We start from the raw sequence: 16,682 nt of genomic DNA on the forward strand, positions 1-16,682 counted from the left end.
CGCCTCCTTGACACTTGTTGATGCGTCAATATAAAATTAGGGGTTTGACCACACGAGAGGGGAACCCCGCATGAGCCGCCCGGAGTCCGGCGACGTCCACTGGCTGAGCGACGAGGAGCAGCGCGTCTGGCGCGGCTTCCTCGCACTGAGCCGCAGCATGCAGGCGGCCATCGACCGCCAGCTCGCCCGCGACAGCGCCCTGTCCGGATCCGAGTACGACGTCCTCGTGCTGCTCTCGGAGAGCAGCACCGGCGTGGCGCGCTCGCGCGACCTGCTCAACGAGCTGGGCTGGGAGCGCAGCCGGCTCTCCCACCTGCTCACCCGCATGGCCCGGCGCGGTCTGCTCGAGCGCCTCCCCTGCGACAGCGACGCGCGTGGCCTCGACGTGCGGATCACCCCGGAGGGCCGCCGCACCATCGAGGCGGCCGCACCCGGCCACCTCGAGATGGTGCGGGCCGCGCTCATCGACCAGCTGACACAGGAGGAGATGGACGCGCTGCTCTCGGTCTCCGACAAGGTCGTGCCCCGGCTGAGGGAGCTCGGTCTCTGCTGAGGCCCGGACCCGGCCGGCCCGAGGACCGCTGCGGGTGCCTGTCAGCGCCTGATGGTTCAGGGACGGGCCCTGCCGCTTGGGGGGATCGGCAGGGCCCGTCGGGCATCCCGATCGGGGGGAACGGGATGCCGGGCGTCGGCAGGATCCATCCGGACGCCGATGGGGGGATCGCGTCCGGGCCATCGCCGACGACAGCTTTACTGTAGACGCAGTGATCTGCATGAGCAAGCGAACGGATCATCTCCGGCACCGCATGTCGCCGCAGGCCGGAGCGGTGTCCCCGCGCACGGCAGCACCCCCGCCGGCCGTGGCCGGCGGGGGTGCTGCTGGTCCTGCCGGGCGGGCCCGGGCGGAGGATCGGGGGCGGACCGCTACTTGGTCTGGCCCTCCTTGGCGAGGACGTAGTCGTAGACGACCTCCTCGCCCTCCCCGCCGTCGGTGCGCGGCTTGGGGTCCAGCATCAGCTCGGGCTTGACCGCCGAGGCGATGTCGTCCTCGTTGTGCGGGTCCCCCGGGAAGTACAGCTGCTGGGTGACCAGCTGGTAGCCCGGGGCGGAGACCTTGATGTGGATGTGCGCCGGGCGCCACGCGTGCCACCCGGCGGCACTGATGAGCTGCCCGCAGGCCCCGTCGGTGGGGATCTGGTAGGGGGCCGGGCGCTTGGTGTTGATCTCGAAGTAGCCGTTCCCGTCGGCCTTCACCGTGCCGCGGAACAGCCACTCCGGCAGCTCCGGGGCGTACTGGGAGTAGAAGCCGTTGGCGTCGGCGTGCCAGATCTCCACCTGCGCGCCCTGGATCGGGTTGCCGTCGGTGTCCGTGAAGTGGCCCTTGAACAGCAGCGGGGTGCCCGGCTCGTCCTCGCGCATCTGGAGGGTGCCCGGGGTGGGGAGCACCGGGGAGCCCGGGACGTAGTAGGGGCCCTCGATGGTGCCCACGGCACCGGGGCGCTCCTGGGAGTTGATGTCCTCGATGGTGTGCTCCAGCCACACGTCCAGGAACAAAGGCCACTCCCCGTCGGTGCCGACCTTGATCAGCCACGCCTTCAGCGCGTTGTACTCCTCGTAGGTGACCTGGTGCTTGACCGCGATGTCGTTGATCGCCTTGATCGCCTCACCGGCCAGCAGCGACACGCGCTCCTGGGGCACCTGAAGCTTGGCCAGCTTTCCCGAGGCCGTGAAGCGCTCGGTGGCCTTGGTGCCGGCCTCGACAGCCGTGCCCTCGTTTTCCTTGCGGGTTTCCGTCATGGTGATCTCCACATTCTTCGTTGAACAGTAGGCGGGACGCACCTGCCGCCCTGTCGCCGGACAACCGGGTCCCGCCCGGGCCTGTGGCACCGGACACGCGGTGACGTCTCTCACAGCCTATGCCCGCGGATCAGGACGCTACAAATATTGATTGACCGCTTTCTGAGTACCAAGTGGTACATAACGCCCCCCTGGGCCACTCCTAGGGGTTCACCTGATGTGAGTGGGGTCACGAGCGAACAGAATGGCATGCATACCGTCCGGCCGCGGGCCGGACCCGGGATCTCCCGCCGGCCCGCGCCTCCGTCCGCAGAACCTCTCCTCAGAAGGAGCACGACATGACCGAGAACCTGACCCACGTCCGCGAGGTCCTCTCCGACGCCGTGATCGACGACCGCGAAAAGGGCATCATCCGCGCCAAGCGGGAGATCTTCACCGACGAGGAGATCTTCGAGCTCGAGATGAAGTACATCTTCGAGGGCAACTGGGTGTACCTGGCCCACGAGTCCCAGATCCCCAACGTGGGCGACTACTTCACCACCGACATCGGGCGCACCCCCGTCGTGATCACCCGCGACAAGGACGAGAAGCTCAACTGCATCGTCAACGCCTGCTCCCACCGCGGCGCGATGCTGTGCCGCCGCAAGACGGACAACCGCACCACCTTCACGTGCCCGTTCCACGGCTGGACGTTCAAGAACTCCGGCGAGCTGCTGAAGGTCAAGGACGGCCGCACCGGCGGCTACCCGGAGAACTTCAACAAGAACGGCTCGCACGACCTCACCAAGGTCGCCCGCTTCGACTCCTACCGCGGCTTCCTGTTCGGCTCCCTGAACCCGGACGTGCTGCCCCTGGAGGAGCACCTGGGCGACGCCACCAAGGTGATCGACTCGATCGTCGACCAGTCCCCCGAGGGCCTCGAGGTCCTGCGCGGCGCCTCGACCTACACCTACGACGGCAACTGGAAGGTCCAGGCGGAGAACGGCGCCGACGGCTACCACGTGACCTCCGTGCACTGGAACTACGCCGCGACCACCGCCCGCCGCACCGCCGGCGACTCCGCCAACAAGACCAAGGCCATGGACGCCGGCAAGTGGGGCAAGGTCAAGGGCGGGTTCTACTCCTACGAGCACGGCCACCTGCTGCTGTGGCAGGAGTGGACCAACCCGCAGGACCGCCCGCTGTGGGACCGCCGCGAGGAGCTCGTCGACAAGTACGGCGAGGAGATGGCGAACTTCATGATCAACATCTCGCGCAACCTGTGCCTGTACCCGAACGTCTACATCATGGACCAGTTCTCCTCGCAGATCCGGCACTTCCGGCCGATCTCCGCGGACCAGACCGAGGTCACGATCTACTGCATCGCCCCCAAGGGCGAGTCGCAGGAGAACCGCTCCAAGCGCATCCGCCAGTACGAGGACTTCTTCAACGCGACGGGCATGGCGACCCCGGACGACCTCGAGGAGTTCCGCTCCTGCAACAAGACCTACTGGGCCACCTCCGCCCCCTGGAACGACATGTCCCGCGGCGCCACCCACGAGATCCAGGGACCCGACGAGCAGGCCCAGGCCCTCGGCATGTCCAAGGTCATCGCCTCCGGCGTGCGCACCGAGGACGAGGGCCTCTACCCGGTCCAGCACACCTACTGGAAGGAAGTCATGGAGAAGGGTCTGGCCGCGGAGGAGCGTGCCGCCGAGCAGTCCGCTCCCGTGACCGCCTGATCCCGGACCTCCCCGAACCACAGAAAGAGTGCAGAACACCATGGCCAACCTGCTGAACCCCCTCACGGCGCTCAAGACCGCCGAGGAGATCGCGACCCTCGAGACCGTCCGCGCCTTCCTGTACAAGGAGGCCCGGCTGCTGGACGACCGCCAGTTCGACGAGTGGCTCGAGTGCTACCACCCGGACTCCGAGTTCTGGATGCCGTCCTGGGGCGACGACGACCGGCTGACCGAGGACCCGCAGAACGAGATCTCCCTGATCTACTACGACAACCGCGGCGGCATCGAGGACCGCGTGTTCCGCATCAAGACGGACCGCTCCTCCGCCACGTCCCTGCCGGACCCCCGCACCGGGCACAACATCACCGACGTGGAGGTCCTCGAGCACGACGGCGACCAGGTGAAGGTCCGCTTCAACTGGTTCACGCTGTACTTCCGCTACAACACGACGGACACGTACTTCGGCACCAGCTTCTACACGATCGACCTCTCGGGCGAGCAGCCGGTCATCCTGAAGAAGAAGGTCGTCCTGAAGAACGACTACATCCACCACGTGGTGGACGTCTACATGATCTGACGGCTCCCGCCGCGCCCGGCGCCCGGCCACGCGCCGGGCGCCGTGCGCGGCGTCCCCGTCACCCCCTGCTCACCGAGCACCCCCGCACAGACTCGCGGGCCGCGAGGACGCGGCCCCCCACCCAGGAGGAAATCATGGGCCACCAGGTAGCCCTCAGCTTCGAGGACGGCGTCACCAAGGTCATCAAGGTCGGCGACTACGAGACCGTCCTGGACGCCGCCTACAAGGCGCGCATCAACATTCCGGCGGACTGCCGCGACGGCGCCTGCGGCACCTGCAAGGCCTTCTGCGACTCCGGCACGTTCGACCCCGGGGACTTCATCGACGACGCCATGACCGAGGAGGAGCTCGAAAAGGGCTACCTCCTCACCTGCCAGGCGGTCCCGGAGTCCGACATGGCCATCCAGATCCCCGCGACCGCCGAGTCCGCGAAGACCTCCGCCGCCACGTTCACCTCCACGCTCAAGGAGCTGAACAAGCACTCGGAGTCCACGATCTCCTTCACCCTGGACGTGCAGAAGCGGGACGCCCTGGCGTTCCTCCCCGGCCAGTACGTCAACATCAAGGTCCCGGGCACCGACGCGGAGCGCTCCTACTCCTTCAGCAGCGGCCCCGAGGTCGAGGACGCGGCCTTCATGGTGCGCATCACCCCGCAGGGCGCGATGTCCGAGTACCTGCGCGACCGCGCCGCCGTCGGCGACACCATCGAGTTCACGGGCCCCTACGGCTCGTTCTTCCTGCGCGAGCCGAAGCGCCCCCTGCTGCTGCTCGCCGGCGGCACCGGCCTGGCCCCGCTCCTGTCGATCCTGGAGAAGCTCTCCGAGAACCCGCCCAGCACCCCCGTGCACCTGATCTACGGCGTGACCCGCGAGGCGGACATCGTGGGCCTGGACTGGATCCGCGCGTACGAGGCGAAGCTCCCGGCCTTCACCTGGGACTACATCGCCTCCGAGGAGGGCACCTCCGCCCCGCACACCGGCTACGTCACCCAGATCATCGAGCCGCAGCACCTCAACGACGGCGACGTCGACGTCTACCTCTGCGGCCCGCCCCCCATGGTCAACGCCGTCTCCAAGTGGCTGGACACCGAGGGCGTCCAGCCCGCCAACTTCTACTTCGAGCGCTTCGCGCCCAAGGAGTCCACCGGCGGCGACGCCGAGACCGGCGCGCCGGCCCCCGCCGAGAAGGTCGAGGCCGAGGGCGACACGATGACCCGCGCCGAGGCCGTCTCCTCGATGGAGACCGGCCGGCTGGAGTTCCGCAAGGAGGACAGCTTCGCCCACCTCGACGCCCGCATGGGCCTCGAGCTCGCGGTCACCGAGCTGATGCTGGGCCGCCTCACGGAGGAGCAGCTGCACCAGTTCCGCCGCCTCGCCGAGGCCACCACGCGCTCCGTGGGCGCGGGCACCGTCCAGGACCCCGAGGAGTACGTGCGGACCAACGAGGAGTTCCACGAGTACCTCTTCCTGGTCTGCGACAACCCCACGCTGCTGGAGTCCTACCGGCGCCTGGACGTGCGCGAGCAGATGGCGGCGACCTTCGAGAAGGGCACCGAGATCTTCGCGCGGGTCGCCCAGGACCACCTCGACGTCGTCGAGGCCTTCGAGCAGAAGAACAAGGACCGCGCCCGCGAGGTCATCATGGCCCACGCCCGCGACGCCAAGGAGACCATGGCGACCGCGATCGACGCCAAGGAGGGCGGTCGCTGATGGCCGCGCCGTACGCGGGCCAGTTCCTCACGCCGGGCCGCTTCGCCGGCAAGGTCGCGCTCGTGACCGGCTCCGCGCAGGGCATCGGCCAGAAGGTGGCCGAGCGGATCGGCGCCGAGGGCGGCGCCGTGGTCCTGGTGGACCGGGCCGAGCTCGTGCACGAGGTCGCCCGGGGCATCAACGACGCCGCAGAGGCGTCCGGCTCGGGCGGCTCCGCCACCTCGGTGACCGCGGACCTCGAGACCTTCGCGGGCGCCCAGGAGGCCGTGGACGCGGCCCTGGCCGCCCACGGCCGGGTGGACGTGCTCGTCAACAACGTGGGCGGCACCATCTGGGCCCGTCCCTACGAGGAGTACGACGAGGAGAAGATCGAGAAGGAGATCCGCCGCTCGCTCTTCCCCACGCTGTGGTCCTGCCGCGCCGTGCTGCCGGCCATGCTGGAGCAGGGCTCGGGCACGATCGTCAACGTCTCCTCGGTCGCCACCCGCGGCATGAACCGGGTGCCCTACGCCGCGGCGAAGGGCGGGGTCAACGCCCTGACCCAGTCCCTGGCCATGGAGGTGGCCGGGCGCGGGATCCGCGTGGCCGCCACTGCCCCCGGCGGCACCGAGGCCCCGCCCCGCAGGGTCAAGCGCGGGCCCGAGGCCGAGAGCGCCACCGAGAAGGAGTGGTACCGCACGATCGTGGACCAGACCGTGGAGTCGTCGTTCATGAAGCGCTACGGCACGCTCGACGAGCAGGCCGCGCCCATCGTGTTCCTCGCCTCCGACGAGGCCTCCTACGTCACCGGCAGCGTCCTGCCGGTGGCCGGCGGGGACCTGGGCTGAGCGTGCCGTGACGGAGGCCCGCCGGCGCGGCCGCTCGCCCCGCCGGGGTAGACTCGCGGCCATGACGGCGGGCTTCCACCAGGGCGACTCCGGCGAGGAGTTCCCGCTCGTCGGCCGGGCGGACGTCTTCGAGGAGCTGCTGGAGACCTTGCGCACCGTGCGCAAGGGCCATGTGCGCGCGGTCGTCCTGAGCGGCCCGCCCGGCTCCGGCAAGACGGCCCTGCTGGAGCTCTTCCTGGAGCACTGCCGCTCCGTGGCCCGCGGCGTGCGCGTGCTCAGCGCCACCGGTGACGAGTGGGAGGCCCAGCTCGCCCTCGCCGGCTACTCCCAGCTCATGCTCACCGCGCCGCTGCGCTCGGCCAAGGGCTACGACGGCGGGCCCGCGCTGCCCTCGACCCCCGTCGCCCACCTCACCCCGGCCCAGGTGGTCAACTACGCGTCCACCCTCACCACGCACCTCGAGGGGCTGCAGGCGCGCGGCACCGTGGTCGTCACCGTCGACGACGTCCACCGGCTCGACGAGGAGAGCCTGCGCATCCTCGTGTTCGTGATGCGCCGCCTGCACGGCAAGCGGGTCATGTTCGTGCTGACCCTCGACCCCGGCCAGGCGGGGCGCGTGCCCACCGGGGTGCTCGACTTCCTCACCGGCCACCAGGTGATCAGGATCCCGCTGGAGCCGCTCGCCCCCCACCAGGTCCAGGACCTCGCCCGGCAGCTGTTCGGCCTCGACCTGAGCGCGACCGCCGCGCACGGGCTCGTGCGCCACACCGGCGGCGTGCCTCAGCAGATCGTGGAGCTGCTGAACGAGCTGCCCGAGGACACGTGGCAGTCGTGGTTCCCGTCCCTGCCCGCCAGCTCCCGGGTGCGGGCCCGCGTGCGCAGCGTGCTCGGCGACGCCTCCCCCGCCCTGGCCGACGTGGCCGAGGCGGTGTCCGTCCTGGGGCACAGCGCCGGGCTCGCGGAGGTCACCCACGTGAGCGGGGTGCAGGACGTCATGCCTCCCCTCGACGAGGGCCACCGCGCCGGGCTCCTCAGGCTGTCCGTGGACCAGGCCCGCTCCGTCGTGGAGTTCTTCGAGCCCGGCGCCGCCGAGGCCGTCTACGAGGAGGTCGTCCCCAGCCGGCGGATCGAGCTGCACCGCCGCGCGGCGGCCACGGTCCAGGACGAGGGCGAGCGGCTGGGCCACCGCGTCTCCGCGACCCCCGGCCCGGACGAGCCCCTGGCCGAGGAGCTCGAGGACTTCGCCCGCCGCCAGGCCATGGTGGGCGCCTGGCAGGACGTCTCCACCGCCCTGTTCTCAGCGTCCCGGCTCTCCGCGGACCCTCGCGCCCGCAACGACCGCCTCCTGCGGGCCGTGGACGCCCTGGTGGGCTCGGGCAACATTGCGCAGGCGGACATGTGGGCCGCCGCCGTCGACGCCATGCCCTCCTCCCCCCTGCGCTCCTCCGTGCTCGGCTACCTCTCCACGGTCTCGGGACAGAACCGCAGCGCCGGGACCCAGCTGGAGATGGCCTGGCGCACGTGCAACCCCGAGCAGGACCCGGGCGCCGCCGCGCAGATCGCCCAGCGCTTCACGCTGCACGGCGTCGCCTCCTGGGACGGGCCCCTCATCACCCGCTGGGCCGAGACGGCGATGTCCCTCACGGACCCCGGCACCCCCGCCCACATCGAGTCCGAGGCCATCTACGGGCTCGGGCTGTTCGCCCAGGGCAGGCTGCGGGAGGCGGAGCGCTCCTACGAGACCGCGTTCCGGCACGCGGCGGAGAACGCCCAGAAGCAGCGCGTGCAGATGGGCGCCGGATGGCTGGCGCTGCGCGCCGACGACGTCGAGACGGCGCTCGTGAACTTCGAGGCGGCGGCGCCCACCGAGTACCGCGGCGGGTCGCTGCGGATCTCCCTGTGGGCGGAGGCGTGGCTGGCCCGCACGCAGCTCGTGCTCGGCAACTGGGACGCGGCCGCCGCCACGGTGGCGCGCGCCTCCGTCCGGCTCGAGACCTCCCGGATGCCGCTGATCCGCCCGCTGCTGTACTGGACCGCCGCGGAGCTGTGGTCGATGCGCGGGGACTGGGACCGGGCCCGGCACTACGTCTCCCAGTCCGCGGTGCAGCCGGGCACCTACCGGGCCATGCAGGTCCCGGCCAGCCTGGCCCGGGCCCGCTTCCACGAGGCGCGCGCGGACTACGAGAGCGCGCTCGCCGTGCTGCAGCCGCTGACGGACATCGACCCGTGGACCGACGAGCGCGTGTCCTTCTGGCCGTGGCAGGACACCTACGTCAACGCCCTCGTCATGACGGACCAGCTCGACGCCGCCGACGCCTTCCTCACCGGCTTCGAGAGGCTGCGCCGCGAGCGCGAGATCCCCTCGGACCAGGCGCGCATGTCGTGGGCCCGGGGCCGGCTCGTGGCGGCCCAGGGGGACCCGGACACGGCGCGGGAGCACTTCGAGGCCGCCCTGGGGCACCTGCGGGGGCTGAACCGGCCCTACCTGCGGGCGCGGATCAGCTTCGCGTACGGGCAGAGCATGCGCCGGGCGGGCAAGCGGCGCCTGGCGTCCTCGGTGCTGCGGGCCGCCCGCGACCTCTACGACTCCCTGGGGGCCACCACGTACGTGGACCGGTGCGACCGGGAGCTCAAGGCCACGGGGCTCGACGTCGGGAACCTGCCCGACCCCGCGGACCCGGTGCTCGCCGCCGTGGGCCGCACGCAGATCCAGCTCACGGCCCAGGAGCAGGCGGTGGCCGAGCTCGTGTCGGCCGGGGCCACCAACAAGGAGACCGCCCGGGCCCTGTTCCTGGCGGAGAAGACCGTCCAGTACCACCTGACGCGCATCTACGGGAAGCTCGGGATCCGCTCCCGCAGCGAGCTCGCCGCCCGCTACCGGCCCGCCGACTGACACCCGCCGGCTGACACTCCCCGACCGGCCTCGGCCGCCCGCCTCCGTCGCGCCGGTCCCCGTCGCACCCGCGGTCCCGTCGCACCTCCCCCAGGACGGCAGAGGAGCGCCGCCCGGGCCGGGCGGCGCTCCTCTGCCGCCTCGCGGCGGGGCTGCGTCCTACTTGACGTCGGAGGGGTGCTTGGCCAGCGGCACCACGGTGATGTCCATGTAGGGGAACAGCGGCAGGTTCTGCAGGATGTCGTGCAGCTCCTCGTTGGACTCGACGTCGAAGACCGAGTAGTTGGCGTACTCGCCCACGACGCGCCAGATCTCCGGCCACTTCCCGGAGCGCTGCAGCTCCTGGGAGTAGGCCTTCTCGGTGGCCTTGATCTCCGCGGCCTCCTCGGCGGGCATGTCGGTGGGGAGGTTGATGTCCATGTGGACCAGGTACTTCACGGTGCGTCCTTCCGTCGGGATGGGGATTCGGGGTGAAAACTCGGGGTGCAGATCCGGGGTGCTGCGGGCGGGTCTAGCGGTCGGTGCGGTACTTCATGAGCTTCTCCTCGTCCACGGCGGTGCCCACGCCGGGCACCTGCGGGACTCGGATCCGGCCCTCGGAGATGACCACGGGCTCGGCGAGGAGGTCGTCGGCCATGTCCAGGAAGTTCGACAGCTCCCCGGCCCGCTTCGAGGTGTGGGCGAAGGCGGCGCCGAAGACCACGGAGGCCACCGTGCCGACCTGCGTGTCGATCTGGTTGCCGACGTAGACGTCCACGCCCATGCCCTCGGCCATGCCCACGATCTTCGCGGCCTCGGTGAAGCCCGAGCGGGCGGTCTTCACCGCCAGCAGGTTCGCCCCGCCGGTGAGGATCTCCCGGGCGGCCTCCCCGAGGTTCGGCGCCGACTCGTCCGCGGCGATGGGGATCATCGACTTCTCCACGAGCCGGCGCCGGCCGAGCACCTCGCGGGCGTCGTCGGGCTCCTCGAGGAACTGCAGGCCCAGGTCGGCGGTGCGGCGCAGCACCTCCATGGCCTCGTTGGCGGACCAGCCGCGGTTGGCGTCCATGTAGATCTCGGCGTCCTCGCCCAGGCCCTCGCGCAGCACGCGGGCGGCCTCGACGTCGAGGCCGATCGGGTGCCGGCCGGTCTTGAGCTTGAACGTGGAGATGCCGTAGGTCTCGCGGAACTGAACGGCCAGGTCCAGCAGCTCGGCGGCCGGCTTGAAGCCCAGCATGTGGGAGACCCGCATGGAGTCGGTGAACCCGCCCAGCAGCTTGGTCACGGGCTGCCCGAGGGCCTGGCCGATGACGTCCCACAGGGCGATGTCCACCGCCCCCTTGGCGGTCTCGTTGTGGATGGTCCTCGCCATGACGGTCTGGGCCTTCTCGCGGTCGAAGACGTCCAGGCCGACCAGCTGGGGCGCGAAGATGTCGTGGACCACCGCCACGATGGACTTCTGGGTCTCGCCGTAGGTGTAGGGCCGCGGCGGGGTGTCGGCCGTGCCCACGATCCCGTCGTCGGTGGTGACGCGCACCAGCACGTGGTCCGCCTCGTGGACGGCGCCCGAGGCGAAGTGCAGCGGATGGACGTAGGGGATCGAGTAGGGGATCGCCTCGATGGTCGCGATCTTCATGGGCGGGCGGGCCTTTCTGTGGCGGGTCTGGCGGATCGGGGACGGGCGGGACGGGCTCAGCGCGCGGCGGCGGCGTCCTCGTGGGCGCCGACGACGAGGTCGAGGAAGTTGTGCAGCAGCGCGGAGCGGTCGTCCCGCCGCCACGCGACGGCGAGCTCCACCTCCGGGGCGTCCTCGATGTCCCGGTAGACGACGCCCTCGAGCTGGAAGGCGCGCACGGTCGCGGGGACGACGGCCACGCCGCCGCCGGCGGCCACGAAGGACAGCAGCGTGGAGGTCTCCCCCGCCACCTGGGCGATGCGGGGCTGGAAGCCGGCCTGGCGGCACATGTCCGCCGCGGTGCGGTACAGCACCGATTCGGGCGGGTAGGTGATGAACTCCTGGTCCTGCAGCTCGCGCACGGCCAGGGGCCGGTCGACGGCGAGGGCGCTGAAGGAGGGCATGGCCACCACGAGCGGCTCGCTGGTGACGATGCGGTAGTCGATGTCCTGGGACGCGACGGGCGGGCGGAGCAGGGCGGCGTCCAGGGTGTGGTCCCGCAGCCCCTCCTCCATGGCGGGGGTGAGCATCTCGCCGTGCAGGGTCAGGGACAGCCCCGGCATGCTCTCCTTGGCGCGCCGCACGATCCGCGGCATCACACCGTAGGTGGCGGAGCCGGAGAAGCCCACGCGGAGCACGCCGGTGGCGCCCTGCCCCACCTGGTACACGTCGGCCTTGAGCGCCTCGATCTCGTTGATGATCCGCCGGCCGCGGTCCAGCAGGACCTGCCCGGCCGCGGTGAGGTCCACGCGCCGGGTGGTGCGGTCCAGCAGGCGCACGCCCAGCTGCTCCTCGAGCTGGCGGATCTGCTGGGACAGGGGCGGCTGGGCCATGTGCAGCCGCTTGGCCGCGCGGCCGAAGTGGCGCTCCTCGGCGACCGCGATGAAGTAGTTGAGCTGGCGGATCTCCATCGAGGGCAGCCGTCCTTCCGTTCGGTCCGCGGCGCGGTCGCCGTCGACCACCGGGTGTTCATTGATCCACAGAATACCCATAAAGAGCCTGATTAGGACATCCTTTTGCCACAATTGGCTCCGGTCCCCCTCCGCCGCCGCTCCGGTTCCGGGGCGGCACCGTGGCGGCGGCGTGGCGGCACCGGGGCGGAGCCGTGGCAGCGGCGCAGGGGAAGTGGTGCAATGGGAGCCATGCGCACCGACGTCCCCGCCGACCGGCACGGTTCGTTCGCCCGTGTGGTGAAGAACCTGGTCCTGCCCCGCCCCATCGCCTGGGTGAGCACCCTCTCCGCGGCCGGGGTCGACAACCTCGCCCCGCACTCGTTCTTCACGGTGGCCTCGACCACCCCCACGGTCGTGCAGTTCGTCTCGACCGGGGAGAAGGACAGCCTCCGCAACATCCGGGCGACCGGGGAGTTCGTGGTGAACCTGGCCCCCGCCGAGCTGTTCGAGCAGATCAACGCCACGAGCACCGACTACCCGGCGGAGATCAGCGAGTTCGACGCCGTGGGCCTCACCCGGGAGCCCTCGCTCACCGTGGCCGCGCCGCGGGTGGCGGAGTCCCCCGCGGCCATCGAGTGCCGTCTGTTCCGGGACCCCCTGCAGATCGGCGACGGCTTCCTGGTCTTCGGCGAGGTGACGCACGTGGCCGTGGCGGAGGAGGCCATGGGCGAGCGCGGACCGGTGGTCCAGCGGCTGCACCCCATCGCCCGGCTCGGCCACGACGAGTGGGGCGAGCTCGGGCGGATCCGCTCGATCCGGCGGATCCCCTACCGGGTCGCCGACCCGGAGGCGGACCTGCCCTGACCGCCGCGGGCCCGGGCCGGGGCGGGGCTCAGACCTCGACCCCCGTCTCCTGGAGCTGCTCGCGCACCTGCCGGCGCAGGGTCTTGCCGAGCATGGTGCGCGGGAGGTCCTCCACGGCCACGATCCGCCGCGGCACCTTGTAGCGGGTGACCTTGGCGTAGCAGTGCCGGCGCAGGGCCTCCTCGTCGAGGCTCGCGCCCGGGGCCAGGACCACCGCGGCCACGACGACCTCGTTGCCGCGGGGGTCGGGGAGCCCGACCACGGCGGCGTCCGCCACGTCGTCGTGCAGCTTCAGCGCGCTCTCCACCTCGCTGGGGGCCACGTTGAACCCGCCCGTGATGACGACCTCCTTGATCCGGTCCACCACGCGCAGGAACCCGTCCTCGTCGGCCGTGACGATGTCGCCGGTGCGCAGCCACCCGTCCTCGACCAGGACCGCCGCGGTCTCCTCGGGGCGCTTCCAGTAGCCCTGGAAGACCTGGGGGCCCTTGACCCACAGCTCGCCCTCGTGGCCCGCGGGGACGTCCTGCAGGGTCTCGGGATCCACCAGCCGGATGTCGGTGGAGGGGAAGGGGACGCCGATCGAGCCCGGCCGGCGGGAGTCATTGAGCGGGTTGCAGGCGACGAGCGGCGAGCACTCGGTGAGCCCGTAGCCCTCGATCAGCACCCCGCCCGTGGCGGACTCCCAGCGCTCGACGAGCGGGACCGGCAGGGTCATCGCCCCGGAGACGGCCACGGCGATGCCGTGCAGGTCGACGCCCTTCTCCTGCGCGGCGTCGAGCAGCTTCTGGTAGACCGGCGGCACGGCCGGCAGCACCGTGGGCCGGGACTTCCTCATCGCCCGGAGGACCAGGTCCGCCCGCACGGTCGGGAAGAGCACCAGCTCGGCCCCCAGGGAGATCGCGAAGGTCACGCCCAGGGTCAGGCCGAACGCGTGGAACAGGGGCAGCACCCCGTAGACGACCTCGTGCTCGGTCGAGTCGAGCCAGTGCCGGCCCATCACCGCGTTGGACTCGAGGTTGCGGTGCGTGAGCATGGCGCCCTTGGGCAGGCCCGTGGTGCCGGAGGTGTACTGCAGCAGGGCGAGGTCGTGGGCGGTGGGCCGCGGGTGGTCGGCGGCGATCGGGTCGGCGTCCAGCAGCCGCTTCCACGGGATGGTGCCGGGTGCGGGACCGGTGAGCTGCTCGCGGGCCTCGCGCAGCCTCCGCAGGGGCAGGCGCAGGCCCAGCCGGGTGGCCGCGGGCATCGCGGCGGTGAGGTCCACGGAGACCACGGAGTCGATCTGGAGGTCGGCGGGCATCGACCGGATCCGGTCGGCGACCCTGTCCCACGCGACGACCACGCGCGCGCCGTGGTCCTCGAACTGGTGGCGCAGCTCGGGGGCCGTGTACAGGGGGTTGTGCTCGACGACGACGGCGCCCAGCCGCAGCACGGCGTAGAACGCCACGACGTGCTGCGGGCAGTTGGGCAGGACGATCGCCACGCGGTCCCCGGCCGTGACGCCGAGCCGGCGCAGGCCCTCGGCGGCCCGGTCCACCTGGTCCCCGAGCCGGGCGTAGGAGGTGGTGGCCCCGAAGAAGCGGAGGGCGGTCCTCGCGCCGTTGCGGGCGACCGAGCGCTCGAGCATGTGCACGAGCGAGGTCTCGGGCAGGTCGATCTCCGCGGGGACGCCCGGGTCGTAGCTGGCGGTCCAGGGGCGGGCGCGCAGGAGGTCTCGCGTGGATTCAGCAGGCATGGCTCCGACCCTACCGGGGCCGTACCCGGCCCTGCCGCGGCGGGGCTCTCCCCTAGACTTCTGAGACATGACCCCCTCCTCGACCCCCGGCTCGCACACCCCCGACGACCCGATGCCCTGGTCGGACACGGACCCGCACGGCGGCGCGGACGCCACGCGCCCGATCCCCCCGGTCAGCAGGCTCTCCGGCGCCCACCCTGCTTCCCGGGACGACGACGGCCCCGGCGCGGACCGCCGCGACGGCGCCGCGTCCGGGACCGGCGCGGGCGGTCCCGGCGCCACCGGGGACGAGGACTGGAGCTGGTACGACGACGAGGCCGACCAGCACACCCGCCCGCTGCCGGCGGTCTCGGCCCAGCGCCACCCCGACGCCGAGCGGCACGCGGAGGACCCGGCCCCGCGCACCGACCCCACTCCGGCGGTCCGGCAGCCCCCGGCCGGAGGGCCGGGCGGGCCCGGCACCCACGAGCAGCCCGGGCCGTCCGGGCAGGCCGGCCGGCCCGGCGCATCCGGCCGGCCCGGCGCGTCCGGACAGCCCGGCGCCGGGGACGTCCAGCCGGAGGACCCCGCCGCCCGGCACGCCCGGCAGCGGGCGGAGTTCGGCGGCATGCAGCTGGTGCCCGGCTTCTTCGGCTGGCTCAGCGCCCTGGCGCTGACCTGGCTGCTGCTGGCCCTCGCGGGCCTGGTCGGCGCCGCCCTGTCGCTCGAGCTCGGCGACGGGGTGGGCGGCGTCGTCGACGACCTCGCCGCCGGGTCCCCCGCCGCATGGACGGCGGCGGCGCTGCTCGGCGTCGTGGAGTTCCTCGCGTTCCTGGGCGGCGGGTACGCCGCCGGGCGGATGGCGCGCTTCTCGGGCGCCCGCCAGGGCGTCTCGGTGTGGCTGTGGTCGGTGTTCGGCCGGGCCGTGGCCACGGTCGCCGGGCTCGTGTGGGCCGACACCGTGGGGCTCGCCCCCGTGGGCGTCTCCGTGCAGGCGCTGATGGGGGACCTCCTGGCCCCCAGCCTGGTCGCGGTCGCGGTCGCCGTCGTCCTCGTCGTCGACCTCCTCGGTGCCGTGCTGGGCGGGCTGTGGGGCACCCGGTACCACCGCCGGGTCGACCGCTGGGAATGACCCCGCCCGCACATGCAACTCGGCAACGCAACTCGGTAACGCAACGACCGGAACACCGTGTCGGATTCGCATCTGTGGGGCCACCGGGGGACAATCGGAGCACTTCGGTGAGATCCGTCACCCCCACCGCGTAACCCGCGCGCCGGCCCACCGTGCAGCACCCGGAGGAACCGCCATGCCGTCCACCCTTGTCGCCGTCGTCGATGACCACGAGGTCGTCCGGGAGGGCGTCCGCCTCGTCTCCATGACCTCCCAGGCGGACGTGAAGCTCGTCGGATCGGCCGCCACCGTCCCGGACCTGCTCGACCAGCTCGGGCGGGACCCCGAGAACCCGGCCCTGACCGCGCAGGGCGCCAAGCGGATCGAGTGCGAGGTCGTGCTCCTGGACCTCTCCCTCGACGACATGTCCCGGCCCTCCACCAACGTGGAGCTCCTGCGCGCCGCCGGGATGAAGGTGCTGATCTTCAGCATCGGCGAGAACGCGCCCCTGATCCGGGAGGCCCTGCGCGCCGGCGCCCTGGGGCTGGTCCGCAAGTCGGACCCCCTCGAGCACGCCATCGAGGAGGCCCGCAACATCGCCGAGGGCAAGCCCGTCATCACCAAGGAGCTCGCCGCGGCGATCGACGGCGACGTCGAGTTTTCCCGTGCCAACCTCTCCCCCCGCGAGCAGGAGACCCTGCGCCTGTACGCCTCCGGCTTCGCCCAGGTCCAGGTGGCCCGCCGCATGGGGATCAAGCAGAGCGCGGTGAAGACCAACATCGACCGGATCCGGGAGAAGTACGCGCGGATCGGCCGGCCGGCCCCCACCAAGATCGACCTGCGGATCCGTGCCATCGAGGACGGGCTCGTGGAGCCCACGGCGGACGTCACCACGGCGGAGAAGCCCCGGTGACCCATCCCT

General features: G+C 71.7%; 14 protein-coding genes. 9 read left to right on the forward strand and 5 right to left on the reverse strand.

All coding sequences use genetic code 11. From position 1 onward, the window contains the following. The first annotated feature begins 70 nt into the window (after positions 1-70). Positions 71-553: a MarR family winged helix-turn-helix transcriptional regulator gene (locus IEW07_RS07880; RefSeq protein WP_188535969.1), complete on the forward strand. Its 483-nt coding sequence runs from the start codon at positions 71-73 to the stop codon at positions 551-553. Between the two features lie 371 nt (positions 554-924). On the opposite strand, the gene catA is transcribed toward IEW07_RS07880, so the two are convergent. Continuing rightward, positions 925-1,797, reverse strand: coding sequence for a catechol 1,2-dioxygenase (gene catA, locus IEW07_RS07885; RefSeq protein ID WP_188535971.1), 873 nt, complete (start codon positions 1,795-1,797; stop codon positions 925-927). 338 nt (positions 1,798-2,135) lie between these two features. Between catA and benA the strand changes: the two genes are divergently transcribed. The 5 genes from benA to IEW07_RS07910 all read left to right on the forward strand — a co-directional run bounded on the left by benA (position 2,136) and on the right by IEW07_RS07910 (position 9,524). Next, positions 2,136-3,518: a benzoate 1,2-dioxygenase large subunit gene (gene benA / locus IEW07_RS07890; protein ID WP_188535973.1), complete on the forward strand. Its 1,383-nt coding sequence runs from the start codon at positions 2,136-2,138 to the stop codon at positions 3,516-3,518. Positions 3,519-3,558: 40 nt separating this feature from the next. Then, entirely contained in the window at positions 3,559-4,095 is a 537-nt protein-coding gene (benB, locus tag IEW07_RS07895; RefSeq protein ID WP_188535975.1) for a benzoate 1,2-dioxygenase small subunit, read from the forward strand. A 134-nt stretch (positions 4,096-4,229) separates the two neighbouring features. Beyond that, a complete protein-coding gene (gene benC, locus IEW07_RS07900; RefSeq protein ID WP_188535976.1) occupies positions 4,230-5,804 on the forward strand; it encodes a benzoate 1,2-dioxygenase electron transfer component BenC in 1,575 nt (524 codons plus the stop codon). Further along, the gene (locus IEW07_RS07905) at positions 5,804-6,631 is read left to right on the forward strand and encodes a 1,6-dihydroxycyclohexa-2,4-diene-1-carboxylate dehydrogenase (RefSeq protein WP_188535978.1); all 828 of its coding nucleotides are present in this window, start codon (positions 5,804-5,806) and stop codon (positions 6,629-6,631) included. Before benC ends, IEW07_RS07905 begins: the two co-directional genes overlap by 1 nt. 61 nt (positions 6,632-6,692) lie before the next feature. Further along, positions 6,693-9,524: an AAA family ATPase gene (locus tag IEW07_RS07910; protein ID WP_188535980.1), complete on the forward strand. Its 2,832-nt coding sequence runs from the start codon at positions 6,693-6,695 to the stop codon at positions 9,522-9,524. Positions 9,525-9,683: 159 nt separating this feature from the next. On the opposite strand, the gene catC is transcribed toward IEW07_RS07910, so the two are convergent. The 3 genes from catC to IEW07_RS07925 form a co-directional block, all read right to left on the reverse strand. Then, entirely contained in the window at positions 9,684-9,962 is a 279-nt protein-coding gene (gene catC, locus IEW07_RS07915) for a muconolactone Delta-isomerase (RefSeq protein WP_188535982.1), read from the reverse strand. Between the two features lie 73 nt (positions 9,963-10,035). Then, positions 10,036-11,139 (reverse strand): mandelate racemase/muconate lactonizing enzyme family protein, encoded by a 1,104-nt coding sequence (locus IEW07_RS07920; protein WP_188535984.1) that lies wholly within the window; start codon positions 11,137-11,139, stop codon positions 10,036-10,038. Between the two features lie 56 nt (positions 11,140-11,195). Then, a complete protein-coding gene (locus tag IEW07_RS07925) occupies positions 11,196-12,170 on the reverse strand; it encodes a LysR substrate-binding domain-containing protein (protein WP_371870217.1) in 975 nt (324 codons plus the stop codon). A gap of 150 nt (positions 12,171-12,320) precedes the next feature. Here IEW07_RS07925 and IEW07_RS07930 point away from each other — a divergent pair, with 150 nt between their 5' ends. Further along, a complete protein-coding gene (locus IEW07_RS07930) occupies positions 12,321-12,935 on the forward strand; it encodes a flavin reductase family protein (protein ID WP_188535986.1) in 615 nt (204 codons plus the stop codon). Positions 12,936-12,963: 28 nt separating this feature from the next. Here the strand turns inward: IEW07_RS07930 and IEW07_RS07935 are convergent, their stop codons facing one another. After that, positions 12,964-14,670, reverse strand: a complete 1,707-nt coding sequence (locus IEW07_RS07935) for a long-chain-fatty-acid--CoA ligase (protein ID WP_188535988.1) — start codon at positions 14,668-14,670, stop codon at positions 12,964-12,966. A gap of 67 nt (positions 14,671-14,737) precedes the next feature. Between IEW07_RS07935 and IEW07_RS07940 the strand changes: the two genes are divergently transcribed. Together IEW07_RS07940 and IEW07_RS07945 are read left to right on the forward strand one after the other, a co-directional pair. After that, positions 14,738-15,781 (forward strand): hypothetical protein, encoded by a 1,044-nt coding sequence (locus tag IEW07_RS07940; protein ID WP_188535990.1) that lies wholly within the window; start codon positions 14,738-14,740, stop codon positions 15,779-15,781. 175 nt (positions 15,782-15,956) lie between these two features. Further along, complete coding sequence (locus tag IEW07_RS07945; protein WP_188535992.1) at positions 15,957-16,673, forward strand: LuxR C-terminal-related transcriptional regulator; 717 nt, start codon at positions 15,957-15,959, stop codon at positions 16,671-16,673. Positions 16,674-16,682: the final 9 nt, after the last annotated feature.

The sequence above is a fragment of the Kocuria dechangensis genome (assembly GCF_014636775.1).
Taxonomy (GTDB): domain Bacteria; phylum Actinomycetota; class Actinomycetes; order Actinomycetales; family Micrococcaceae; genus Kocuria; species Kocuria dechangensis.